The sequence below is a fragment of the Geothrix fuzhouensis genome (assembly GCF_024609325.1).
In the GTDB taxonomy this organism is placed as follows: domain Bacteria; phylum Acidobacteriota; class Holophagae; order Holophagales; family Holophagaceae; genus Geothrix; species Geothrix fuzhouensis.
In genome coordinates, this window is record NZ_JANHMQ010000001.1 from 1,466,543 (window position 1) to 1,490,747 (window position 24,205).

The following is a 24,205-nucleotide window of genomic DNA, read 5'->3' on the forward strand; positions in this document are numbered from 1 at the left end:
AGGGAACCGCGGCCCTCTTGTCACCAACGCGCCTTGCCCGTGGCCCGCTCGATGCGAATGCGCACCACCGCCGTGCGGGGGAGATCTTTGCTGATTTCGCCCTCCACCAGATCGGGATGCCCCGCAGCGAAACGCTGGCCCAGGGCCCGGAGCGCCGCACGCTTCTCCCACTCGTCCGTGAGCAGCTCCGCCTGGCCGAACAGGATGACGCTCGCGTAGCGGGTGGCCAGTTCCAGGGGCAGGGGTTCGGCCAGGGTGACGGCGCAGTACGAGACCTTGGGGTTGAAAGCCAGGTTGGCCAATTTGTGGCCCACCGTGGCGCAATGGATGATCAGATTTCCGTCCACGACCACATGGTTCACAGGCACGGCGTAGGGCCAGCCGTCCGCATCCACCGTGGCCAAGACGCCCCACTCCGCCTCTTCCAGAAGCTTCAGCGCCGCCGCCACGTCCAGGGCCCGGTCCCGCCGCCGGATGGGTTGGTTCGGCACGCTCATGTTCGGTCCTTTTGCTTCATCGCCAACCAGTTCAGGGCCTCCAGCGGCGTCATGCGGCTGAGGTCCAGGGCTTCCAGCTCGCCGCGCAGCGCATCCGGCTCAACCTCGAACAACGGCAGGGCGGGTTGTGAGGGCATGGGCGCCCGGGGTGGGGCTTCGGGTGCCTGGGCCAGGAGGCGCTGAGCCTTCTGGATGACGGATTTCGGAAGGCCGGCCAGCCGCGCCACCTGGATGCCATAGCTGCGGTCCGCGGGGCCCGGCGCCACGCGATGGAGGAAGTGCAGCTGCTCCTCCCACTCCTGCACTTCCACGTGGAGGTTCTGGATGCGGGCGTCGTCCGCGAGCTTCGTCATCTCGAAGTAGTGGGTGGCGAACAGCGTCCGCGGCGCGCCGCCCTTCAGGTCGCGGAGGAACACGGCGATGGCTTCGGCCAGCGCCAAGCCGTCCCGCGTGGAGGTACCCCGGCCGATCTCGTCCAGGATCACCAGGCTGGCGGCGGTGGCCTGGTTGAGGATGCGCGCGGTCTCCGTCATCTCCACCATGAAGGTGGACTGGCCCTTGGCCAGCTGGTCCGAGGCGCCGATGCGCGTGAAGATGCGGTCCACCAGGCCGAAGCGCATGAGCTCCCCGGGCACGAAGGAGCCCGTCTGGGCCAGCACCACCAGGAGGGCCGCCGTGCGCAGGAAGGTGGACTTGCCGCCCATGTTGGGGCCCGTGACCACCGCCATGGGCTGGGCCGCGCTGAACTGCAGATCATTGGGAATGCACTCGCGGCCGAGGCGCGCCTCCAGCATGGGGTGACGGGCGGAGGCCAGCACCAGCTCGCGGTCCTCGCCCAGCTCGGGCCGGGTCCAGCCCGAGAGCCGCGCCCGCTCTGCCAGCGCCGCCAACACGTCCAGGGCGGCCACGGCGCGGGCGAGGCGCGTGAGGTCCGCGCGATGTTCCAGCACCAGGGCCAGCAGGCGCTGGAACTGGATGCCTTCCAGGCGCCCCTGGTCGCTCTCGGCGCTGAGGAGCCGCTGCTCGAAGGCCACCAGCTTCTCCGTGGTGAAGCGCTCGGCGTTGGCCAGGGTCTGCTTGCGCAGGAAGTGTGCGGGCACGGCGCCCAGGTTGGACTTGGTGATCTCGAAGTAGTACCCGAAGACCCGGTTGTACTTGATCTTCAGGCTGTTGATGCCGGAGGCGGCGCGTTCCTCCTCCTCGAGGTCCAGCATCACCTGCTTGGCGTCCCGGGCCAGGCGGCGTACAGCGTCCAGCTCTGCGTCCACCCCTTCGCGGACAACCCCACCCTTCTCCAGGTCCAGCGGGGGTGCCTCGGCGAGGCAGCGCTGAAGTTCCGTGAGCAGCGGCGTGCAGAGGGGCGTGTCGCCCGGCCATAGGCCAAGCTCCCCCACCTCGGAGGCCCAGCCCTCGTCCTGGATCCGTGCGGGCAGCTTCTGGAGCACGGCCAGGCCCTCGCGGAGCTGGGCCAGTTCCGGCGGCGTCGCCAGGCTCAGGGCCACGCGGCCCAGCAGGCGATCCAGATCCGGCACCTGGCCCAGCAGGGTCTGGATGGGTGTGCGGCGGCGATCCTCTGTGAGCCAGGCCACCTGGGACCAGCGGCGCTCCAGGGCTGCGCGGTCCCTCAGAGGCTGCTCCAGCCAAGCCTTCAGCAATCGGGAACCCAGGCGCGTACGGCACTGGTCCAGCAAGGCCAGCAGCGAGCCCGCACGGCCGCCGTCCAAGCCGTTGGCCAGCACTTCCAGGTGCCGGGCGCTGGTGGCGTCCAGCAGCGGGCCCGCCGCGCCCAGCTCCAGAGAGACGCCCTGAAGGTGCGCGGGGCGGCCTTTCTGAGTGGCCTCCACGTGGTCCAGCAGCGCCGCCAGGGCGCCGAGCGCGGCCGGATAGGGATCGAGGCCCACGCCTTCCAGGTGCTGCCAGCCGAAGAAGGCCAGCACCTGCTGCTTCGCGCGCGAGGGCTCGAAGCGCCAGGCAGGCAGGCGCGTGCGGGCGGCCTCAAGCTCGTGGATGTCCTCGGCGCCTTCCGCCAGGATCAGTTCCTGGGGACCAAGGCGCTCCAGGGTGGCTCGCAGGGCTTCCTCGCCCTCGCCCGGCAACACCCGCAGTGCGCCGGAGGCCAGCTGCAGCAGGGCCAGGCCCCACATCGATCCAGCACGGTGGAGCGCGCACAGCCAGCGGGCGTCATCATCCAGCCAGGTGCCGGGCGTGATGATGCGCTTGATGGCACGAGGCAAGAGGCCCTTGACCTCCTCGGCCTTGGCCGTGGGCTCGGCGATGGCCGCGGAGAAGCCCGCCGCCAGCAGCTTAGGGAGGTAGGACTCCAGGGCAAAGTGGGGCACGCCGCACATGGGCGTCTCGGATTCGGAGCCCTTGCCGCGGAGCGTGAGCGCGATCTCCAGCACCGGTGCCGCCCGCACGGCATCCTCGCCCAGGATCTCGTAGAAGTCCCCCATCCGCGTGAGCAGCACGGCCTCCCCCGCCTCGCGCTTGAGGCCGGCGATCTGCTGCAGCATCGGGGTGGACATGGGGGTCGTTCCTTGAAGAAAAGAAATATGAATTAAGCGGAGGGTTGCGGAGGGACGGAGGAGAGCGGAGGAACCCTGGAGTTCAAGATGCGTTTGATCCCACCGTCCCTCATGGGCCACCGCCAGAAATTCAGCAGGAAACCGATTCGTTTTGAAGAACAGCGAAGGTAGGTAAGGAGCTGCGCTTCGTGAAAATCGGTGAGGTGGTCGACGGTCTTCAGCTCCAACACGATTTGATCTTCCACCAGCAGATCCAATCTGTACGCGACAGGCACCCGTAGATCCTCGTAGGTGATCCCGATCGGCGCCTGGCGCTCAACTCTCAGACCGGCCTTCTCAAGCTCGTAATTCAGGCAGGCCTCGTAGGCGCTTTCCAGCAGTCCGGGCCCCAAGGCCCGTTGGACCTTGATTGCACAACCCAAGATGATCTCCGTAAGGGATGCCCATTCGAGATCTCCGCTTTCCTCCACCACTCTGCTTTCCTCCGCTTCTTTTCAGCGTCCTTCCTACCCGTACACCTGCCCCTGGACTCAATCGAGAAAGCTCGATCTTCCCACAGCCTCGCCGTTGCCGCGAAGATGGAGCCATGGAACGCGTGGACTGCATCGTCATCGGAGCCGGCGTCGTGGGCCTGGCCCTGGCGCGGCACCTCGCCCAGACGGGGCACGAGGTGGTGGTCCTGGAGGCCGAAGACCGCATCGGCACGGGCATCAGTTCCCGCAACAGCGAGGTCATCCACGCGGGCATCTACTATCCCGCGAATTCGCTCAAGGCGCGGCTCTGCGTGGCCGGCAACCGGGCCCTCTACGCCTTCTGCGAGGCCCACCACGTGAACCACCGCCGCTGCGGCAAGCTCATCGTGGCGGCGGACGACACGCAGATCGAGGCCCTGCGGCAGCTGCGCCTCCGGGCCGAAGCCAACGGCGTGGCTGATCTCCAGTGGCTGGAGGCCAATGAGGCCCAGCGCCTGGAACCGCGGCTCCGCTGCGCCGCAGCCCTGCTCTCCCCCAGCACGGGCATCGTCGACAGCCACGGCCTCATGCGGGCCCTGGCCCTGGACGCCGAACGCACCGGTGCAACTATGGTGCTGAAAAGCCCCGTCGTCGGCGGCATGGCCACGGCGGAAGGCCTGCGGGTGGATGTGGGCGGCGCGGAGCCCATGAGCCTGCTGGCGGAGCGGGTGTTCAACTGCGCCGGCCTGGGGGCCCTGGCGCTGGCCCGCACCTTCGCCGGGATCCGCCTGGAGGCCCTCCCGCCCCTGCCTCGGCAGTTCGCCAAGGGCAACTACTTCAGCCTGGCCGGCACCGCGCCCTTCTCGCGGCTGGTCTACCCCATCCCGGACCAGAGCCACCTGGGCGTGCATCTCACCCTCGACTTGGCCGGCCAGGCCCGCTTCGGGCCCGACGTGGAGTGGATCGACCACGAGACCTACGACGTGGATCCCCGCCGCGCCGACAGCTTCTACGCGGAGGTCCGCAAATACTGGCCCGGTCTGCCGGACGGAGCCCTCCAGCCGGCCTACGCGGGCATCCGTCCCAAGCTGCACGGCCCCGGCGAGACCGCGCCTGATTTCCTCATCCAAAGGGAGGACATCCATGGAGTTCCCGGCCTGGTGAACCTCTTCGGCATTGAATCACCAGGCCTTACGGCCAGCCTGGCATTGGCGGAGGAGGCCATCCGATAAGGTTTTTCCACTCGGCACTAAAATTTTTGAAGAAAATTTTAGTGCATTGACATCATATTTGGCCCACCCTGGAAGCCGAGGTGTTCCATGTCCCTCCTTCCCTTCACCCAGAAGGCCAACGACGCCCTGGTGGCGGCACGGCAGCGGGCGGTGCAGGATCAGCATCCGGAGCTGGTGCCCCAGCACCTCTTCGGGGCCCTGCTGGCGCCCGAGGCGGGCCTGCATCCCCTGCTGGAGCGGGCCGGCCTGGCGCCGGAATCCATCCAGGGCCTGGCCGAGGCGGCCGAGGACCTGGTGGCGAAGCTGCCTCGTGCGGTGGGCGGCGCGGAGCCCCAGATCGGCCCGGCCTTCCGCCATTTCCTGGAAGTCGCCAGCGACACAGGCCGAGGGCTCGGCGACCGCTTCCTCGCCACGGACGCCCTGCTGCTGGCCCTGGCCAATGCCCACACGGATGCCAAGAAGGTGCTGGAACGCTTCGGCCTGGACCGGAAGACGCTGGAGTCCGCCATCCGCGAGACCCGCAAGGGCTCGAAGGTGGAGGACGAAAAGGCTGAAGAGAAATTCGCCAGCCTGGAGAAGTACGCCAAGGACTACACCGCCCTGGCCGCCGCCGGGAAGCTGGATCCCGTCATCGGCCGCGACGAGGAGATCCGCCGCGTGCTGCAGGTGCTCTCGCGGCGCACCAAGAACAACCCCGTGCTCATCGGCGAGCCCGGCGTGGGCAAGACCGCCATCGTGGAAGGCCTGGCCCAGCGCATCCACAAGCGCGATGTGCCGGAGAGCCTGAAGGGCCTGCGGGTCATGGGCCTGGACATGGGCTCGCTGGTGGCCGGCACCCAGTACCGCGGCCAGTTCGAGGAGCGCCTCAAGGGCGTCATCGAGGAGGTCGAGAAGGCCGAGGGCCAGATCGTCCTCTTCATCGACGAGCTGCACCTGCTGGTGGGCGCGGGCGCGGTGTCGGGCGGCATGGACGCCGCCAACCTGCTGAAGCCGGCCCTGGCGCGGGGCGAGCTGCGCTGCATCGGCGCCACCACCCTGGACGAGTACCGCAAGCACATCGAGAAGGATGCCGCCCTGGAGCGCCGCTTCCAGCCCGTGCTGGTGGACGAGCCATCGGTGGAGGACGCCATCTCCATCCTGCGCGGCCTGAAGGAGCGCTACGAGCTGCATCACGGCGTGCGCATCCAGGATGCCGCCCTGGTGGCCGCGGCCCACCTGAGCCAGCGCTACATCTCCGACCGGTTCCTGCCCGACAAGGCCGTGGATCTCATGGACGAGGCCGCCGCCGCCGTACGCATGCAGATCGACAGCCGCCCTACGGAGATCGACGTCCGCGAGCGCCGCGAGATGCAGCTGCAACTTGAGAAGCATTCCCTGACGAAGGAGAAGGACGCCGCCAGCCGCGCCCGGCTGGCCGATCTGGAGAAGGAGCTGGCCGAGCTGAATGAAGACCTGAGCCACCTGCGGGCCCAGTGGGAGAACGAGAAGAAGGTCATCGAGGGCACCCGGGGCCTCCAGAAGAAGCTGGACGACCTGCGCATCGAGCTGGACCAGGCCAAGACGAGGGGCGAGTACGAGCGGGCTTCGCGGCTCGAGTACGGCGAGATCCCCGCCCTGGAGAAGCAGATCGCCGCCACCTCGCCCAAGGAGAGCGCCATGCTGCGCCTGGAGGTGGGCGAACCCGATGTGGCCGCCATCGTGAGCCGCTGGACCGGCATCCCCGTGAGTCGCATCCTCGAAGGCGAGGTGGAGAAGCTGCTGCACATGGAGGCACGCCTTGGCGAGCGCGTGGTGGGCCAGGATCCGGCTCTGACGGCCATCTCCGATGCCCTGCGGCGCAACCGGGCCGGCCTGGGCGACCCCAAGCGGCCCATCGGCAGCTTCCTCTTCCTGGGTCCCACGGGCGTGGGCAAGACGGAAGTGGCCCGCGCCCTGGCGGAGTTCCTCTTCGACGACGAGAACGCCCTGGTCCGCATCGACATGAGCGAGTTCACCCACGAGGCCGATGCCACGCGCCTCATCGGAGCCGCGCCGGGCTACGTGGGCTACGAGGAGGGCGGCCGCCTCACGGAGGCCATCCGCCGCCGCCCCTACGCCGTGATCCTGCTGGACGAGATGGAGAAGGCCCACCCGCGCACCTTCGACCTCTTCCTCCAGGTGCTGGAGGACGGCCGCCTCACGGACGGCCAGGGCCGCACGGTCAACTTCCGCAACACGGTGGTGCTCATGACCACCAACCTGGGCAGCCAGGCCATCTTCGACGCCGGCGGCGATACCTCGAAGGCCCAGGTGGCCGTGCAGGCCGCCCTGCACGGCCACTTCCGGCCTGAGTTCCTCAACCGCCTGGATGAAGTCGTCATTTTCCGGTCTCTCAGCCAAGACGACATGAAGGCCGTGGCCCGAATCCAGCTCAAGCGCGTGGAGGCCCTGCTTAAGGAGCAGCGGCTGGACCTGGAGGTGCCGGAGGACGCGCTGGACTGGCTGGCTTCCGAGGGCTTCGACCCCCACTACGGCGCACGTCCGCTCAAGCGCCTCATCCAGCAGTCTGTCGTGAACCCCCTGTCCCGCCTCATCCTCCAGGGCCAGCTCCAACCCGGCGGCCGGGCCCTGCTCTCGGTCCGCGACGGCCAGCTCCTGGTCGAGGGCGAAGCCGTCCAGTAGCCGCCCTCGTCCGGCAACCGTTCACCTGGCGCTCCGCTTGGTTTGAGGCGGTTTAGGTAAAAAAAGCCTATTCATGCGAAACTTGCCATCAACTTGTCCTCATCCGATGAGGTTCAGGCCAACGGAGCCGGTGTGACCCTCTCCTCTCCCATCCCTATCCTCATCGTGGACGACGAGGCGGACCTCCGGAATCTGCTGGTGGAAGCCCTGGCGGACGAGGGCTACGCCGCGGAAGGTGCCGAAGATGGCGCCCAGGCCTTGAAGCTGGTGCGGCAAAGGCATTTCCCGGTCATCTTCACCGACCTGAACATGCCGGGTGGACTATCCGGCCTGGAGCTGCTGCGGGCCATCCACGAAGAGGATCCGCGCAGCCTCGGCATCCTCATGACCGGCTACGCGACCACGGAATCGGCCATCCAGGCCCTCAAGCGCGGGGCCTACGACTTCATCCAGAAGCCCTTCAAGCTGGTGGAGATCGAGGCCAGTCTGGGGCGGGCCCTGGAACACTACCGATTGCTGCGGGAGAACGAGGAATACCAACAGAACCTGGAATGCATGGTGCAGGACCGAACTCAGGAGATCCTCGGCCTGAAAAACGACATCGAGCGACTGTTCGAAGGCTTCGTGAACGCCTCCGTGACCGCCATCGAGGCCCGCGATCCCAGCACCTCCGGCCATTCGAGCCGCGTGGCCGAACTCACCGTGGGCCTCGCGGAAGCCGTGAGCCTGACGCCGAACGGTCCGTACGGAGAACTCCAGTTCACCCCGGTCCAGATCCGCGAGATCCGCTACGCGAGCCTGCTGCACGACTTCGGCAAGGTAGGCGTTCGCGAGCAGGTGCTGGTGAAGGCGAAGAAGCTCCACCAGGAACGCCTGGAGAGCATCTACCAACGCCTTCACCAGCGCGCCCTCGAAGCCATGCGGGACCGGATGCTGGACGCCTGGGCCCGGGGGCAGACCTTCGATCATGACCAGCTCGGGCGGCTGCTGCGGGAGCAGGAGGAAGAGACCCGGCGCATCATGGACCTGGTCCGGCGCAGCAACGAACCCACCGTGCTGCCCCAGGATGTGGCCCAGGAGTTGGACACGCTGGAGGACCTCACCTACCAGCACTGGAGCGGGGACCGCCGCATCCTCTTCGAGCCCAGCGACCTTGATCTGCTGCGGATCCCCAAGGGCAGCCTGTCCCTCGAGGAACGCGAGGAGATCCAGAGCCACGTCACCCACACCTACCGCTTCCTCATTCAGATTCCGTGGACGATCGAGCTGGCGGCCGTGCCCGACATCGCCTACGCCCACCACGAGCGAATGAACGGGCGCGGCTACCCTCGGCACCTGACCGAACCCGACATCCCCGTGCAGAGCCGCCTGATGGCCGTGACCGACGTGTACGACGCGCTCACCGCCTCTGACCGTCCCTACAAGGCCGCCGTAAGCGTGGAACGGAGCCTGGAGATCCTCGACCAGGAGGCCAGGATGAACCTGCTGGATAAGGAGGCGCTGCGCATCTTCATCGAGGCCCGGATCTACGAGCGAACCCTGGGCCACGGGAGGACGGCCGCCTCATGACCGATCCGCACCAGCTTCTCTGGACCGGCTTTCGCGGCGTGGATGCCCACGCGGTGGAACTGCCGTTCACGCCGGGTGGTCTCATCCTCTTCGCCCGGAACCTGGATCCAGACCCCGAAGCCGGCCCCTCACGTTGCCGGGCGCTGGTGGACGGCCTCCAGGCTCGCTATGGGGGGGAGCTGCCCCTGGCCGTGGCCCTGGACCAGGAGGGTGGTCCCGTGAGCCGCCTGCGGCCCTGGGTGGGCCCCACACCGCCCCTCCGGCAGATCTGGACCCGCGGCGGCACGGAGAGATGTGCCGCCTGGGGCCGACTCTGGGGCGAAGGCCTCCGCCTGCTGGGCTTCAACGTGGACTTCGCGCCCGTGGTCGACCTCTGGGACGGGCACCCCGAGGCCGGCATCGGCGACCGGGCCGCCAGCGCCGATCCCGCCGAGGTGGCCGCCGCCGCGGGGGCCTTTCTCCACGGCCTCGAATCCACCGGCGTCCGGGGCTGTCTGAAGCACTTCCCCGGCCTCGGTGGCACCACCCTCGACAGCCACCAGGGCCTGCCCGAGCTCTCAGCCACCACCCAGGTGGACTTCAACGCCAAGGCCTTCATCCCCCTGGCCCATCCCGATCGGCTGGTGATGGTGGCCCACCTGCGAACGCCCGCCTCGGCCCCCCTGCCCGCCAGCCTGCACCGCGGTTCCGTGGCCTCGAACCCCTGGGGCATCCAGGGCCGCTTCCTGCCGGACGATCTGGAGATGGGTGGCTGCGCCGACTGGAGCTGGGACGACCGCGTGCGCCTTGCCCTTGAAGCGGGCCACCAGTGGCTGCTGGTCTGCCAGACGCCCGAAGGCTGGTCCGCCTGCGCCGATGCCGCGGCCCGCCTGCCCGAATCCCTCTGGCAGGCCCCTCTCCAGGCGACCCGCGTCATGCGCCGGAACCTGGCCCGCGCCATCCCGTTCGATCCTCGGGCCTGGGAGACTTGGCGCGAGCAGCTGCGCCAAGCGGTCCACCGGGACAGCTGATGGCCGGCCGCGTCCTCATCGTCGACGACAACGCCATGATCCGCAACGAGATCAAGGCAGTCCTGCTGCGGGATGGCGAATTCACCCACTTCCTGGAGGCGGCGGATGGCCTCACCGCCTTCAAGACCATCATGGAGACCCCCCCAGACCTGGTGCTTTGCGACCTGGTGATGCCGGGCTTCGACGGGCTGAAGTTCCTGGGCCTCAAGGCCAGCCGCAAGGAGCTGGAGCAGATTCCCGTGATCATGCTCACCGCCGAGGACGACCTGGACCGCAAGGCCGAGATCCTGGAGCGGGGCGCCTCTGACTACGTCACCAAGCCCTTTCATGAGAAGGAACTGCTCGCCCGGGTGCGCATCCACACCAAGCTCAAGCGGCTCCAGGACGAATTGAGAGAGATGAACACCCGGCTCGAAGCGCAGTCCGTCACCGACGCCCTCACGGGCCTGGCGAACCGGCGCCTCCTCATCTCCCGGCTGAACGAGGAGGTGCGGCGAGCGCGGCGCACCATGGTCCCCCTCTCGTTGGTGATGATCGACATTGACTACTTCAAGCTTGTGAACGACACCTACGGTCATCCCATGGGCGATGTGGTGTTGCGCAATATCGGCGCCATGCTGAACACCAGCCTCCGGGCCACGGATCTCGCCGCGCGCTACGGTGGCGAGGAGTTCACCCTGGTGCTTCCCTATACCGACGCCACCGCGGCCATGCGGGTTGCGGAAAACCTGCGAGAGAAGTTCGCCAACCTGGATCACCTCCTGGGCAACGCGACCCTCCGAAAGACCATCAGCCTGGGGGTCGCCGCCCGCGAAGGCAAGGCCGAGATCCCAGATGCCGAGGAGCTCCTGAAGCGGGCCGACGAGGCCCTCTACCGCGCCAAGCAGGGCGGCAGGAACCGAGTGGAGCGGGCGGAGTAGGTTTCGGCTGTCAGCCACTACAAAAAGGACGCGGCCCGAAGGGCCGCATCCTTTCCCACTGATAGCTGAGAGCTGACAGCCTACTTGGCAGCGGCGCGCAGCGCCTCCACCTTGTCCGTCTTCTCCCAGCTGAACTCGGGGCGGCCGAAGTGGCCGTAGGCGGCGGTAGCGCGGTAGATGGGGCGGCGCAGATCCAGGGCCTCGATCATGGCCTTGGGAGTGCAGCTGAAGACCTCGCGCACGGCGCGGACGATGGCCTGATCGGACACCTTGCCCGTGCCGAAAGTGTCCACGGCGATGGAGACGGGCTCGGCCACGCCGATGGCGTAGGCCAGCTGGATCTCGCAGCGATCCGCCAGACCTGCCGCCACGATGTTCTTGGCGATGTAGCGGCCCATGTAGGCAGCGCTGCGGTCCACTTTGCTGGGATCCTTGCCGGAGAAGGCGCCGCCCCCGTGGTGGCCACTGCCGCCGTAGGTGTCGACGATGATCTTGCGGCCCGTGAGGCCCGTGTCGCCCATGGGCCCGCCCACCACGAAGCGGCCGGTGGGGTTCACGTGGAAGATGGTCTGGGCGTCCAGCAGCTCCTGCGGCAGCGAGGCCTTGATCACGTCCTGGATGACCGCGTCGCGGATGCAGTTCTGGGTGATGTGCTCGTCGTGCTGGGTGGAGATGACGACGGTGTGGATGCGCTGGACCTTGTCCCCGTCGAATTCCACCGTGACCTGGGACTTGCCGTCTGGCCGCAACCAAGGCAGCTGGCCGTTCTTGCGAACCTCCGAGAGCTTCCGCGTCAGCAGGTGGCTGAAGTGGATGGGCGCGGGCATCAGCTCGGGAGTCTCCCGGCAGGCGTAGCCGAACATCAGGCCCTGGTCGCCTGCGCCGCCGGTGTCCACGCCCATGGCGATGTCGGGGCTCTGCTGGTCGATGGTCACCATCACCGCGCAGGTGGCGTAGTCGAAGCCCTTGATGTGGTGGTCGTAGCCGATGTCCTTCACCACGTCACGCACCAGCGCGGCGACGGGGATGTAGGTCTCGGTGGTGATCTCCCCCGCCACCAACACCAGGCCCGTGGTGAGGAGGGTCTCGCACGCAACGCGGCTGCGGGGATCATCCTTGAGGGCCGCGTCCAGCACGGCGTCGGAAATCTGATCCGCCATCTTGTCGGGATGGCCTTCGGTGACGCTTTCGGAAGTGAACAGGTGACGCCCCTGGGCGGCCATTCGGGACTCCTAGGAATTCCCCCGGAAGCGCTTCCGGAGGAAACGGAAAGTATATCGTGAGGCTGCTGGTCCTACATCTTTCGGATGACGCGGGAAACCTTGCCATGCTCTAGCCTGAAGGACTAAGGTGGAATGTTTCCATCCCCGAAGCGCTATCTTAAGCCCCCTCAGTGGAGGAACCCATGATTCCCTTCCGCCGTCCGACGCTGGCCCTCGTAATGATGGCCGCATCCATCCTGATGGTATCCACCGCCTGCAAACGCGAGGATCCACAGATCCGGGAGCTGACCCAGAAGGCGGCCGAAGCCGACAAGGCCAACCAGCAGCTGAACCAGGCTGGCGCGGAGCAGCAGAAGAAGCTGGCCCAGGCCGGCGTCAATGACATCCGGCCCAACGCCGAGACGCTTCAGCTCACGGACGACCAGAAGAAGGCCCTGGAAGAGCGCATCAAGAACGAAAAGAACAGCTCCTACCAGGCCCTGCTCCAGGAAGTGTTGGACAAGGACAAGGACATCAAGGACCTGAACACGAAGCTCGCGAAGCTCAAGGCTGATCTGCCGAAGCCTGACATCGCCCGCCCCAACGACAGCCACTACGGCATGGCCCTGCGCTTCCTGAAGAAGAAGGGCGTGTCTGAGGCCGAGGCCAAGAAGCTGGTGAGTCGCGTGGCCATCATGGAAAAGCTTGCCCCCGGGTTCGAGGTCTACCACTTCTATGCCAACGGCACCTATGGCACCTGGGTCGCCCAGGGGCATGCCAAGATCACCCCCAACGACCTCACCCGGCAGGAGCGGGAGAAGGTCGAGGGCGAGCGTGACGAGGCCTTGGCCCAGAACGACAAGCTGCAGGAAGAGGTTACCGATCTCGAAAGCCAGAAGCAGAAGATCACGGAAGAGATCGCTGGCCTCCAGACCGAGCGCGCCAACCTCATCGAAGAGCGCACCAAGCTCCAGGCCGACAACACCGTCCAGCTGGGCAAGCTCAACTCGCTGCACTACGTTGTCGGCGTCCGCGACACCCTGAAGGCCGAGGGCGTGATCGAGATCCCCGTCTTCGCCAAGGACCGGGCCGGCAAGAACTGGCGTGATGAAGTCTTCACCCAGAGCCTGGACCTCCGCACCGGCAAGACCATCACCATCAAGGCGTCAGATCTGGGCCTGAAGAAGATCGGCAAGGTGAACGTGGTGCCTGGTTCGTACCTGAAGGATGAGCACTACAAGCTCACCATCAGCGCCGACAAGCAGACCGCCACGGTCGAGCTCATCACCGTGAGCCGTTTTAAGAACGACAAGGTCGTCTTCGCCGTCACGGATTGACCGGCGATTTACCTACCCGAAGTAAGGAGGGGCCCCACCGTGGGCCCCTCCTTTTATGTGGCAATTCCACCCCGGGCCGCCTATTGTCATCAAACCAATCCTCGAAACCTTCCCAACCCCACCCATGAGGTGACGCGATGCATCCACGCTTGAACCAAGCGATCCTCGGCGCTTCCCTGCTGGCGCTCCTCGCCTGCAGCGGCGGTGGCGACTCCAAGGCCCCCATCGTCGCCACGGGCCCCGCCAGCATGCCGAGTTCGACTACACCTGTCTTTGATCCGGCGAACGCGAACGTGCCCCTGCCGAATGTGCTGGCCACGGCCACGGCCGCCAATCCACTGACCGGCCGGGCCGCCAACAAGCCCATGACGCCCCCCGAGGCCCTGGCTTACGTGAACCTCAAGGAAATGGGTGGCACCAACGCCGTCTCCGGCCTGAATGCCCCGGTCTACCTCCAGTTCACCGCAGCGGTGGACGCCACCACGGTCACCGCGGCCAACGTCAAGGTCTTCCAGATCACCCCGGACGCCGCAGGCACCGAGAACAACCCCCTCGGCTTCACGGACGTGTCCGGCATGTTCACCTATAAGTACACCGCCGGCGGAACGGACCTGTTCCTCTTCCCGAACTTCCCGCTGCTGCCTGGAACCCGCTACCTCTATGTGGTGACCAACCGCGTGAAGGACACCGCGGGCAAGCCGATCTCGGCCTCCCCCTACTTCGAGGCCCTCAAGTCCCTCACCCCGCTCGCCGGTTCCTTCGGTGCCCTCGAGCCCATCCGGGCCAATGTCCTCAGCGGCTCCACCATCCTCTTCTCCGGCTATGCGAAGGTGATGAATGACCTCATCACCGCCTCGGCCACCACCACCGTAGCCCAGCGATCCGAGATCGCTGTGATGGGCCGCTTCATCACCACGGGCGCCGGAGCCATCTCCCTGACCACCACGAGCCCTTCCGCACCGGGCGCCTCGCTCCTGCCTGTCGAATCCGCCCTCAGGTCCTACGCAGCCGGATCCAACATCCCGGGCAACCTGCCAGCCAAGACCTGGAGCAACACCATCACGGTGACGGCCACCTTCGATCGTGGGGGCACGAACCCTTCGCCTGACGCCTACTGGAGCCTGGTCATGGGCACTGCCACCACGGCTCCGGCCACGGTGGGGACTGTCGTTCTTGGCAAGATCAACAGCGCCGACCTCTCCATGGATCCCGTGGTTGTCGCCGCCCACGCCGCGACCAACGACCTCACGGGCATCACCGGCGCCTACAATCCTGCCGCCGGTGTGACCCAGGCCTTCCGTCCGGATGGGCTCCACCTTGCCGGGTTCTATTCCACGGATCGCCAGGTGCCCTTCATCTACATCGCCCCGACCGCGGCCGCGCCCGGTGGTGGCTATCCCCTGGTCATCTACGCTCATGGCATCGGCGGCCAGAAGGAGCACGTCCTTGCCGTGGCCCAGAGCCTGACCACCATCGGCCGGGCCGTCATCGCCATCGATGAGCCTCTCCATGGCGAGCTCGCCGTCCCTGGTCACACCACCGGCGCAGCCTGGTTCCAGGACTTTGCCGCCTACGGCGCACCTCTGGCCCTGCGCTCCAACGTCCAGCAAGGGGCCTTCAACCTTGACCGCCTGGAATTGACGATCCGCACCGGTGGGTTCGCCGGCCTCGGGGCGGCCATGCCCTCCATGGCCGACATCAAGTTTGTGGGCCACAGCCTGGGTTCCATCATCGGGAGCTACTACCTGGCCGGGAACACCACGCTTTCCGCCACGGGTTACCCCTACACTCAGGCCACGCTCAACAACGACATGAAGGGTTACTTCTCCGTGCCGGCAGGCCGGTGGGGCTATATCGGCCAGGACACTGCCTCCACCTTCGAACCTGTCGTCACGGCCGGCCTCACGGCCGTGGGTATCACCAAGAACACGCCCACCTACTACCAGTTCTTCCTCGTGACTCAGTCCATTCTGGATCCCACCGATCCCGCATCCATGACCACACCGCTCGCCTCTGGGCTTCCCAGCCGGCTCTCCGGCCGCATCGCCATGCAGGAAGCCGTGGGCGAAACATCCATCCCCAATGCCTACACCCGCTACCTCGGCAACGCCCTGGGCGGCCGTGCCGTGCTCGGCACGGCCGCGGCGGCGGCCATCGCACCAGGCTTCAAACAACTGGCCTACGCGGCTGGTGGCACGCCGGCCCACCCCGCAGGTGTGCCCGCCCAGTTCATGTTCACGATCACCGGCGGCGCGCTGGCTCCCAAGGTCGCCAACGCGGCTGTGGCCCTCACGGACACCACGCCAAACGAAGGCTATTTCCAGTTTGATCAGACAGGCATCAACCACAATTCCCTGATCGATCCCTCGAACCTGGTCAACCTCGGCCTGATCCAGCGCCAGATGCGCTATTTCATGGGCGTCACCGGCGCTTCCATCGTCGTGGATCCCACCCAGGGCGCAGCGCTCCCGATCGCACCGGTTCCCTTCCAGGAGCTGGCGCTTCCTGCGCAGTTCACCATCCTCGGCCACTGATCCACCGGTCGCATCTGAAGAGGCGGGGCTTCGGCCCCGCCTCTTTTTTTTGTCTACCTTGCCAGCCCCGGAAAGGCTTCCATCAGCTGCCTCCGGGCCTCCAGCAGTTCGGGCACGGCGGGATCTCGGCGGCGGCGGAAGCCGCGGATGGCCTGGAGGTCCTCACCGGCGCGCTCAAGGACAGGCAGACCCAGGAGGACCAGCAGCAGGGCCACCGGCGCGACCAGGGCCCCAGGCCAGCCCCAGCGCCAACCTCCGACACCCGCCAGGACCGCGGCCCACAGGGGATGCACCAGCAGACCGCCCAGCAGCTTCAGGGTGGCGGCCTGGTCGCCCTCGTCCGTGAACCGTCCCGCGGCCCAGTCCACCAGGCGGTACGAGGCCCAGAAGAGCAGCGCCAGTGGCAGCAGCAGGGCCGCCAAAGCCAGGCGGAGGGCTGCGCTCGGTAGCCAGTGGCGGACTTCCGCGCTCGGATAAGGGTGACCCACCTGATCGGGCCGGAGGCCCTTGGCCCGCAGCCAAGCCTGGGCCCCGTGGACCCGGGCTTCCAGGGCCGCCAGCTCGTCCATCGGCAGCGAGGCGAGATGCGGCACCAGGGCCCGCACGCGGCGGCGCAGGGCCTCCAGGTCCACCCGGCTTCCCGGAGCTTCCGCCAAGAGCCAGGCCACCTCCTGGGCCAGGGCCAGCACCCGGGCTTCGGCGGCGTGCAGGGTGAGGGGCTGCAAGGCCGCCCGGATGCGGGCGGTCAGCTCGATCACGGCCTCGGACTCTGCGCCCCGAGCGGCGAGATCCTCCCAGGGCACCGGCTCGCCCAGACGCAGGAGGACGCTGTGGCGGAAGGTGGCCCGATCCCCGTAGACCAGACCCGCCGGCACCAGCGAGACCGGGACGGGACTGGACAGGACGATGCGGGCCGCACCGGTCTTCAGGGGGGCCAGGTCCGCGTCCGAGTGGCTCACACCTTCAGGGAACATGGCCACGGAACCGCCGCGGCCCAGCACCTCGTGAACCTTCCGGAAGCAGTGTTGGATAGATTCCGGGGTGGCCCCGCCATCCTTCGGGCGGGTCACCGGGATGGCCCGGAAGGCGGCGAGGAAGGGGCGCAATGGGGGCAGGTTCCAGAGGGTGGCCTTGGCCAGCCAGCCCGCCCGCCGGTCCAGCAGAGCTGCAGCCGCGAGGGGATCCAACAGGCCGTTCGGATGGTTCAGCAGGATCAGGCAGGGCCCGGGCGGCAGGGTCGGGCCTTCACAGCGCAGGTTCCGGAACCACATGCGGGCCAGATACCGGGCCACCCGGCTGGCAGCCATGTCAGACGTGCACCGGCCGGTGCCGGGCCCACCAGAGGGCCAAGCCGCTGATCAGGATCGCCGGCAGCACCAGCACCAGGGCCCGGGCCAGGGCATCGCCGCCTGCCACCCCGAGGGCGTGGAGGGCATCCGCCCGGCGGCCCACCAGTTCGGGACTGATGGCGTCGCCCAGCAGGTGGATGAACAGCACGTTCACCGCCACGCCCGTGGCGCGGATGCTGGCGGGCAGGCTGCTGACCGTGAGGGCGTTCACGGGACTGGTGTTGACGAAGAGCAGGAACATGCCCACGAAGAACAGGGCGTAGGCCACCCCAAGACTGCCGGTGGCCAGGGCCCAGGCCACCACGGGCGCCGCGGCCACCAGAGTGAGGCCGGAAATGCCGGCCCCGGCATCCGGCCAGCGCTTCTGCCAGCGATCCGTGAGCCATCCCCCCAGAAAGGTGCCCAGGAGGCCCGTCACCACCGCCAGCGCCCCGAACACGAGGCCCGCCTTGGCCGTGGAGACGGCGAACCGCCGCTGAAGCAGGGTCGGGCCCCAGGTGCTGAGGCCCCCCATGGCAAAGGTGTAGGCCACGTAGCTGGCCGTGCAGGCCAGCCAGATCCGGTTCCGGAAGACGAGCTTCAGGCGCTGGAAATAGGGTTCGCCCGCCCCGGGGTCAACCGCCTCGTCCATGGCCCCACGCTCCGGGTCCATCTGGAAGGCCATCCAGATGGCGAGGGCCAGTCCGGGCACGCCCGCCACGAGGAACGAGGCCCGCCAGCCCCAGGTGCCGGCCACCAGGCCCCCCAGCCCGTAGCCGAAGGCGCTGCCCACGGGAATGGCCAGATAGAACCAGGTGAAGACTTTGGCCCGGTCGGATTCATGAAAGCCATCCGCCAACATGGCGGGACCCAGGCTGGCGTAGGCCGCCTCGCCCACGCCCACCAGGGAGCGCATCACCAGCAGGCCCGGATAGCTGTGGACGAACGCGGCGCCCACAGTGGCCAGGCTCCAGAGCGCGACGCCCGCGGCCACGAGGCGAGGGCGATGGAAGCGGTCGGCCAGGTAGCCGAAGAGGGGCGCGGCGCACATGTACACCGCAATGAAGACCAAGGTCAGGCGCCCCAATTGGGCGTCGGACAGGTGCAGCTCATGCCCGAGCGGCTCAAGCACCGCCGCGACGACGTACCGATCCAGGTAGTTCACCAAGTTGATCCCGGTGAGCAGCAGGAGCAGCCGTCGGGCGGCGGTCATGCGCGGGTCAGGCCTTCAGGCCTCTCCTACTTCTTGGGGGTAGCGGGCTTGGGCGCGGCAGACTTGGGGGCGGCGGCACCCTCACTGGCGTCCAGTCGCTTTGCCACTTCGGCGGTGAAGCCCTTCATCCATTCCTGGTCGGCCCAGGAAAGAATGTTCACCGACTGATCGGAGAACACCATCTGCAACTTCTGCTCCTTGGCCAGCTGCTCGACGATGGGACCGGCCAGCTTGGTGATGGCTTCGCCGACCTTCTTCTCCACGCGCTGGTACTCCGTCTGGCTGTCTTCCTGCATCTTCTTGGCCTCGAACTCCAGATCCCGGTACTTCTTGGCCAGGGCCTCCTTCTTGTCGGGGTCGATGCTGGGAGAGTTCAGCTGCTGCTGCAGGGTCTGCAATTCCTGGCCCTTGGCCTGGAGCTTCTCCTGCAGGTTCTTGCCGGTGATCTCCAGCTCGGAGAAGATGGCGCCGGCCTTCTTGGAGCTGCGCACCAGCTGGTTGATGCTGAAGAAGGCAAAGCGGGGGGCTTCCTGGGCCGCGGCGGGAACGGTCAAAGCAGCGGACAGGCACAGGGCGGCCAGAGAAGGGGCAAGCAGGCGCATGGGGAGACTCCAAGGGGAAAGGGTCATTGTAACGCGGGGGACTCAGCCCCCAGCAATCAGAAGGTGGTGCCGATGGAGAACTGGAAGTCGTTCCGCCCATCCGTATCGAACGGATAGGGGTTCAGTTTCCGTGACCAGATCAGGCGCAGAGGTGCGGGGCTGATGGGCAGGAAGAACCGGAACTCCACCCCCGCCGATCGCACGAGCGTGGGATTGGTGTAGGAGACCGCCGTGGTGCTTCCGTAAGGGGTGTAGACCACGGGATCCTTGCTGAAGATCTTCGTGCCGCTGCCCCAGGCGTTGCCCGCGTCGTAGAAGAACACGAGCCGGAACTGGTCCGCGATCTTGAACTGGTATTCCAGATTGGCGATGAACTGCTTGTTGCCGCCCACCACCACGGGCTGACCGTTGTTGTCCAGGAGGACGCTGCCCACCTGGCCATAGCGGTAGCCACGGATGCTGTTCTCGCCGCCGGGACGGTAGAGGTCATAGAGCGGAAGTTCTTCGCGACCAAGGTTCTGGAGGTAGCCGTAACTGAGGTTCGCGGCGAAGATGTGTCGGTCCGCCACGTTGGCGAACTTGGCGAAATCCCAGGTGGCGCGCAGGAAGGGCTTGTCACCGCCGAACTGCCAGCCGCCGTACTCCAGGCCGAAGGCGACGCGGGTGCCCTGGGTGGGCTTGAACTGGTGATTCACCGTGCTGTAGCTCAGGCTCTGGCTGAACGTGGAGGTGAGCTGGTTGCTCAGGTCGCGGAAGTAGTAGTTGCGGCCACCCTCGATGCGGATCAGGCGGAAGCTGTAGCCGGTGGAATAGGTGGTGAAGAAGGCCCAGGGCTGGTTGGTGAACCAGTTGCTCAGGCGCGCGCCCACAGACAGCCCGAGACTGCGGGTGTACTGCTTGTAGGCGTTGGCGATGCCCACCCGCGAGGCGTCGTAGTCCGCCGATCCGTTCGAGACGGAAGCGGAGAACGAGTAAGGCAGATCGAACACGTAGGGTTCAGTGAACCCGACAGAAATGTTCTTGGAGAACTTGCCGCCGTTGTAGCTCACGGACAGGGTCTCGCCGCCGCCGCCCAGATTGCGGGTGGAGAAGCTCACGCCGAGTGAGAACCCGAACAGCGACCCGTAGCCGCCCTGGAAGAGCAGTTCGTTGACCCCGGCCTCCTCGCCGCGGATCACCACGTCCACCTGGGGCTTGTCCGGCACCAGGTCCACCTTGGGTTCGGAGGTCTTCACATCGAAGAAGCTCAGCTGGCTGATGCCCAGCAGCGAATCCTTGAAGATGTCGAGGCGGAAGGGGTCGCCCTCCTTCAGCATCATGCTGCGGCGCAGCACCTTGTCCTTGGTGGTGAGGTTGCCCTCGAACTCGATGCGGCGGACCGTGTAGGGTTCGCCTTCATCCAGCTTCAGGGTGGTGTCCACCTTCTTGACGCCGTCCTCTTCGCGGATCTCGAACTTCTTCTCCGCGCGGAACATGATGTAGGCCTGATTGCTGTAGGCCTCCTTGATCTTGTCCACGGTCTGGTTCACCGCGTCCAGATCGAAGGGCACGGGCTTGGCACCCGGCTTCGGGGCCTCCATGGAAGGCCGGATGTTGAAGAACTTCTTGAGGAACGAGTGGTTGTCCCGCTTCACTTCCGCGTACTTCATCGGGTAGTAGTTCTCGCGGAAGAGCTTGCCGCCCTCGGCCTTGAAGGTGCCTTCGAAGAACTGCTGGCCCTCGAGAATGGGGATGGTGAGGGTGGCGCGGAGATCGTACTTGGGTGACTTCGCCTCCTTGACGCGCTTCTCGTTCTTTTTCTTCTGCTTCGCGGTGGTGCGGTCCTCTACCTCAATGACCGGCTTGCCCACGAAGACATCCTTGTAGCCCCGCTTCCAGTAGGCCTTCTTGAGGTTCTCCAGATCCTCTTCCAGGTTCTTGTCCACCAGCAGGTCATGGGTGGTGAGCCAGCTGAACATCCAGTGGTTGCGCGTCTTCTTCATGACGCCGCGCAGCTGGGAGCTGGAGAACACCTTGTTGCCCCGGAACTGGACCTTGTAGATCTTCGCCTTGCCGCCTTCCTTGACCTCGAAGACCAGCCGGGCCACGCCGGGGCCCATGGGCTCGAGCGTGATGTCCACCACGGGGTTCCGGAAGCCCTTCTCGCCCGCCTGATCCACGATCAGATCCTTGATCTTCCGGGCCGCCTCGGGATCGTAGACCGTGTCCGGATTGATGGTGAGCTTCTTCTCCTTCACCTTGTCCTTGATGTTGGTGATGCCCACCTCGGTGCCGCCGCGGTAGTCGATCTCCTTGATGAGCGGGCGCTCCTTGATGCGAATGACCAGCTTCTTGCCCCCCGGGGCGTCTTCGAGCTCCAGCTTGATGTCATCGAACGAACCGCTGGCCCAGAGCCTGCTCATCACGCTGCTGAGATCGACGTTCCGGAGATCGTCGCCCACATGCACACCCGACTTGAAGATCACCGTCTCGGCTGTCTGTTTCTGGGCGCCTACCACCTCGATCTTGACGATGGGTTCGATGTCCTGTGCCGCCAGCGGAAGGGTGAATCCCCCCACCAGTACTACGAGGGTCAGGGGCAGCACGCCCTTCCACCACCGGGGCAGAGCCCGGTTATATTCCAATTTCCGCTGCGTCATTCAGGCGCTCCGACCAGATGGGTTTCCTGGCCAGCGGCCACGTCTCCGGAATCAGACAGGGTGGGGACGAGTTTCTCGTCCACCAGATCGAACTTCACGAAGCCAGAAGGCACCGTGTCCTGACCCACCATCAACTCGGCGAGGGGGTCCTCCACCTGCTTCTGGATGGCCCGCCGCAGCGGCCGGGCGCCATAGGCGCGATCCCGCAGGGTGGTCTTCACCAGCCAGTCGCAGGCGGCATCCGTGAGGGACACGGTGAGCCGGTGCTTCTGGAGGGTGACATTGAGATCCTCCACCAACAGGCGGACGATCTTCCGAAGCTCCTCGTCGCCCAGGCGGTTGAACACCACGATCTCGTCGATGCGATTGAGGAACTCGGGCGGGAAGGTCCGCTTGAGCACCTTCATGGCATCGCCGGACTTGGCGTCGGGACGGCCGTCCTGCTCGACAAAGCCGAGGCTCTTATCTGACAGCAGCTCCCGGCTGCCCACATTGGACGTCATGATGATGATGGTGTTCTTGAAGTCCACCAGGTTCCCGAAGGCGTCCGAAGCCTGACCGTCGTCAAAAATCTGCAGCAGGATGTTGATCAGGTCGGGATGGGCCTTCTCGATCTCGTCGAAGAGCAGGACACAGTACGGGTTCCGCCGGATGCGGTCCGTGAGCATGCCGCCTTCTTCATATCCCACGTAGCCTGGAGGGGCCCCAAGCAGCTTGGAGACCTCATGCTTCTCCATGTATTCGGACATGTCGAAGCGGATCATCTTTTTGGGGTCGCCGAAGAGGAAGGCCGCCAGGGTCTTGGCCAGCTCGGTCTTACCCACGCCGGTGGGACCCAGGAACAGGAACGAGCCCATGGGCCGGTTGGGGTTTTTCAGGCCCGTGCGTGCCCGGCGCACGGCGCGCACCACGGCGCTCACCGCCTCGGGCTGGCCGATGACGCGCTCGTTGATCCGGGGTTCCATGTTCACCAGGGTGGCCTTCTCGTCGCCCTTGAGCGCCGACACGGGAATGCCGGTCCAGCTGGCCACCACATCCTCGATGTCCCGCTCGGTCACTTCGGGGAAGCGGGCGTAGTCCTCGTCCGTCAGCTCGCCGTGATCCTTCTGGAGCTCGTCGCGCAGTTGCAGTTCCCGCTGCCGGAGCAGGACGGCTTTCTCGAAATCGCGGCTGAGGACAGCCTCGTTCATCTCGTTGATGACCCGGTGCAGCTCCTCCTCGTGGGACTGCCCCTCGGTGCTGGCACCGCCGCCGGCCGCTACGCGCAGCTTCACCCGCGCCCCCGCCTCGTCCAGCAAGTCGATGGCCTTGTCGGGCAGGAAGCGGTCCGTGATGTAGCGGTTGGAGAGGTAGACCGAGGCCTCCATGGTCTTGGCGGCGTAGCGCACCCGGTGGAACAGCTCGTAGCGGCTGCGGATGCCCTCGATGATGCGGAGGCTCTCGGCCTCATCCGGGGGGTTCACCGTCACGGGCTGGAAGCGCCGGACCAGGCTTCGGTCCTTGTCGATGTACTTGGCGTATTCCTTGTGCGTCGTGGCGCCGATGCACTGGATCTCGCCCCGGCTCAGCGCCGGCTTCAGGATGTTGGCCGCGTCCAGGCTGCCTTCCGCGGCGCCCGTGCCGATGAGGCTGTGGATCTCGTCGATGAAGAGCACCACGCTGGGATCCTTGCTGGCCTCGGCGATGATGGACTTCAGGCGCTCCTCGAACTGGCCGCGGTACTTGGTGCCCGCCACCACGAGGCTGAGGTCCAGCGCGTAGATGCGCTTGTCCGCCAGGCTGGGCGGCACCACGCCCTCGTAGATCTTCTGGGCCAGGCCCTCCACGATGGCCGTCTTGCCCACGCCCGCCTCGCCCAGCAGGATCGGGTTGTTCTTCCGGCGGCGGCTGAGGATCTGGACGATGCGTTCGACCTCCTGCTCACGGCCGATCAGGTTGTCGAAGATGCCGCGCTCGGCCATTTCCGAGAGGTTGCGGGCGAACTCGGAGAGGAGCGGGTGCTCCTTCTTCTTCTTCGCGATCTTCTCCTCCTTGGTGCTCTCCAGCAGGATCTCCTTGGCGGCGATCAGGTCCGCGCCCGCCTCCGTCAGGAGCCGCCCGGCCAGACAGCCCTCCTCCTTGAGCATGCCCAGCAGCAGGTGCTCGGCCCCCACGTGCTTGTGGTTGAGCTTGGCGCTTTCCGCCGTGGCGTGCTGGAGGATCCGCTTGACCTCCTCCTCCATGGGGATGTCAATGCTGGTGCTGCTGGGAGTGATCTTCTTGTCCTTGGGGGTCAGCGCCGCCACCAGGCGCTCCCGCAGGGCGCTCACATGCACGCCCATGCGTTCGAGCAGCTGGGTGCTGGTCTTTTCCGACTCCCGGAGCAGCCCCAGCAGGAGGTGGCCGCTCTGGATGCTTTCCGCACCGAACTGACTCGCCTCGTAACGGGCGAAGAACATCACACGTCGCGCTTTTTCGGTGAATTTTTCGAACACGGGACACCCT

The 24,205-nt window shown here is 66.4% G+C and carries 16 protein-coding genes; 7 read left to right on the forward strand and 9 right to left on the reverse strand.

Going from position 1 to position 24,205, the window contains the following annotated elements; all coding sequences use genetic code 11:
* Positions 1-20: 20 nt before the first annotated feature.
* The 3 genes from NOV74_RS06690 to NOV74_RS06700 are packed head-to-tail and all read right to left on the reverse strand — an operon-like array spanning position 21 to position 3,495.
* A complete protein-coding gene (locus NOV74_RS06690) occupies positions 21-497 on the reverse strand; it encodes a pyridoxamine 5'-phosphate oxidase family protein (protein ID WP_257310378.1) in 477 nt (158 codons plus the stop codon).
* A complete protein-coding gene (gene mutS, locus NOV74_RS06695) occupies positions 494-3,022 on the reverse strand; it encodes a DNA mismatch repair protein MutS (protein WP_257310380.1) in 2,529 nt (842 codons plus the stop codon). The genes NOV74_RS06690 and mutS overlap by 4 nt, the downstream gene beginning before the upstream one ends.
* A gap of 32 nt (positions 3,023-3,054) precedes the next feature.
* Complete coding sequence (locus NOV74_RS06700; RefSeq protein WP_257310382.1) at positions 3,055-3,495, reverse strand: GxxExxY protein; 441 nt, start codon at positions 3,493-3,495, stop codon at positions 3,055-3,057.
* Between the two features lie 113 nt (positions 3,496-3,608).
* Here NOV74_RS06700 and NOV74_RS06705 point away from each other — a divergent pair, with 113 nt between their 5' ends.
* From NOV74_RS06705 to NOV74_RS06725, 5 genes are all read left to right on the forward strand, one after another.
* On the forward strand, positions 3,609-4,706 hold the full coding sequence (locus NOV74_RS06705; RefSeq protein WP_257310384.1) for an NAD(P)/FAD-dependent oxidoreductase: 1,098 nt from the start codon (positions 3,609-3,611) through the stop codon (positions 4,704-4,706).
* A gap of 87 nt (positions 4,707-4,793) precedes the next feature.
* Positions 4,794-7,367, forward strand: a complete 2,574-nt coding sequence (locus NOV74_RS06710) for an ATP-dependent Clp protease ATP-binding subunit (RefSeq protein WP_257310387.1) — start codon at positions 4,794-4,796, stop codon at positions 7,365-7,367.
* Positions 7,368-7,499: 132 nt separating this feature from the next.
* Positions 7,500-8,936 (forward strand): HD domain-containing phosphohydrolase, encoded by a 1,437-nt coding sequence (locus tag NOV74_RS06715; protein ID WP_257310389.1) that lies wholly within the window; start codon positions 7,500-7,502, stop codon positions 8,934-8,936.
* Positions 8,933-9,946 carry a glycoside hydrolase family 3 N-terminal domain-containing protein gene (locus NOV74_RS06720; protein WP_257310390.1) on the forward strand — a complete coding sequence of 338 codons (1,014 nt, stop codon included), beginning with the start codon at positions 8,933-8,935 and terminating at the stop codon, positions 9,944-9,946. Before NOV74_RS06715 ends, NOV74_RS06720 begins: the two co-directional genes overlap by 4 nt.
* The gene (locus NOV74_RS06725) at positions 9,946-10,866 is read left to right on the forward strand and encodes a diguanylate cyclase (protein WP_257310391.1); all 921 of its coding nucleotides are present in this window, start codon (positions 9,946-9,948) and stop codon (positions 10,864-10,866) included. Before NOV74_RS06720 ends, NOV74_RS06725 begins: the two co-directional genes overlap by 1 nt.
* Before the next feature lie 80 nt (positions 10,867-10,946).
* On the opposite strand, the gene metK is transcribed toward NOV74_RS06725, so the two are convergent.
* Entirely contained in the window at positions 10,947-12,089 is a 1,143-nt protein-coding gene (metK, locus tag NOV74_RS06730; RefSeq protein WP_257310392.1) for a methionine adenosyltransferase, read from the reverse strand.
* 182 nt (positions 12,090-12,271) lie between these two features.
* Here metK and NOV74_RS06735 point away from each other — a divergent pair, with 182 nt between their 5' ends.
* Both NOV74_RS06735 and NOV74_RS06740 read left to right on the forward strand, forming a co-directional pair.
* A complete protein-coding gene (locus tag NOV74_RS06735) occupies positions 12,272-13,405 on the forward strand; it encodes a hypothetical protein (protein WP_257310394.1) in 1,134 nt (377 codons plus the stop codon).
* Positions 13,406-13,542: 137 nt separating this feature from the next.
* The gene (locus NOV74_RS06740) at positions 13,543-15,939 is read left to right on the forward strand and encodes an Ig-like domain-containing protein (RefSeq protein WP_257310396.1); all 2,397 of its coding nucleotides are present in this window, start codon (positions 13,543-13,545) and stop codon (positions 15,937-15,939) included.
* A 53-nt stretch (positions 15,940-15,992) separates the two neighbouring features.
* Here NOV74_RS06740 and NOV74_RS06745 read toward each other — a convergent pair whose 3' ends face one another.
* Genes NOV74_RS06745 through NOV74_RS06765 form a run of 5 tightly spaced genes read right to left on the reverse strand, consistent with a single transcriptional unit; the run spans position 15,993 to position 24,195 of the window.
* Positions 15,993-17,246, reverse strand: a complete 1,254-nt coding sequence (locus NOV74_RS06745) for a 1-acyl-sn-glycerol-3-phosphate acyltransferase (protein ID WP_257310398.1) — start codon at positions 17,244-17,246, stop codon at positions 15,993-15,995.
* Position 17,247: 1 nt separating this feature from the next.
* Complete coding sequence (locus NOV74_RS06750; RefSeq protein WP_257310400.1) at positions 17,248-18,480, reverse strand: spinster family MFS transporter; 1,233 nt, start codon at positions 18,478-18,480, stop codon at positions 17,248-17,250.
* 26 nt (positions 18,481-18,506) lie between these two features.
* Positions 18,507-19,082, reverse strand: coding sequence for an OmpH/Skp family outer membrane protein (locus NOV74_RS06755; protein WP_257310402.1), 576 nt, complete (start codon positions 19,080-19,082; stop codon positions 18,507-18,509).
* Positions 19,083-19,138: 56 nt separating this feature from the next.
* A complete protein-coding gene (gene bamA / locus NOV74_RS06760; protein ID WP_257310404.1) occupies positions 19,139-21,721 on the reverse strand; it encodes an outer membrane protein assembly factor BamA in 2,583 nt (860 codons plus the stop codon).
* Positions 21,718-24,195: an ATP-dependent Clp protease ATP-binding subunit gene (locus NOV74_RS06765; RefSeq protein ID WP_503473174.1), complete on the reverse strand. Its 2,478-nt coding sequence runs from the start codon at positions 24,193-24,195 to the stop codon at positions 21,718-21,720. The genes bamA and NOV74_RS06765 overlap by 4 nt, the downstream gene beginning before the upstream one ends.
* Positions 24,196-24,205 lie beyond the last annotated feature (10 nt).

Coding starts and splice junctions, on each gene's coding strand:
- NOV74_RS06690 (WP_257310378.1), bottom strand. CDS start 497: ATGAGCGTGCCGAACCAACCCATCCGGCGGCGGGACCGGGCCCTGGAC.
- mutS (WP_257310380.1), bottom strand. CDS start 3,022: ATGTCCACCCCGATGCTGCAGCAGATCGCCGGCCTCAAGCGCGAGGCG.
- NOV74_RS06705 (WP_257310384.1), top strand. CDS start 3,609: ATGGAACGCGTGGACTGCATCGTCATCGGAGCCGGCGTCGTGGGCCTG.
- NOV74_RS06710 (WP_257310387.1), top strand. CDS start 4,794: ATGTCCCTCCTTCCCTTCACCCAGAAGGCCAACGACGCCCTGGTGGCG.
- NOV74_RS06720 (WP_257310390.1), top strand. CDS start 8,933: ATGACCGATCCGCACCAGCTTCTCTGGACCGGCTTTCGCGGCGTGGAT.
- NOV74_RS06725 (WP_257310391.1), top strand. CDS start 9,946: ATGGCCGGCCGCGTCCTCATCGTCGACGACAACGCCATGATCCGCAAC.
- metK (WP_257310392.1), bottom strand. CDS start 12,089: ATGGCCGCCCAGGGGCGTCACCTGTTCACTTCCGAAAGCGTCACCGAA.
- NOV74_RS06735 (WP_257310394.1), top strand. CDS start 12,272: ATGATTCCCTTCCGCCGTCCGACGCTGGCCCTCGTAATGATGGCCGCA.
- NOV74_RS06740 (WP_257310396.1), top strand. CDS start 13,543: ATGCATCCACGCTTGAACCAAGCGATCCTCGGCGCTTCCCTGCTGGCG.
- NOV74_RS06745 (WP_257310398.1), bottom strand. CDS start 17,246: ATGGCTGCCAGCCGGGTGGCCCGGTATCTGGCCCGCATGTGGTTCCGG.
- NOV74_RS06750 (WP_257310400.1), bottom strand. CDS start 18,480: ATGACCGCCGCCCGACGGCTGCTCCTGCTGCTCACCGGGATCAACTTG.
- NOV74_RS06755 (WP_257310402.1), bottom strand. CDS start 19,082: ATGCGCCTGCTTGCCCCTTCTCTGGCCGCCCTGTGCCTGTCCGCTGCT.
- bamA (WP_257310404.1), bottom strand. CDS start 21,721: ATGACGCAGCGGAAATTGGAATATAACCGGGCTCTGCCCCGGTGGTGG.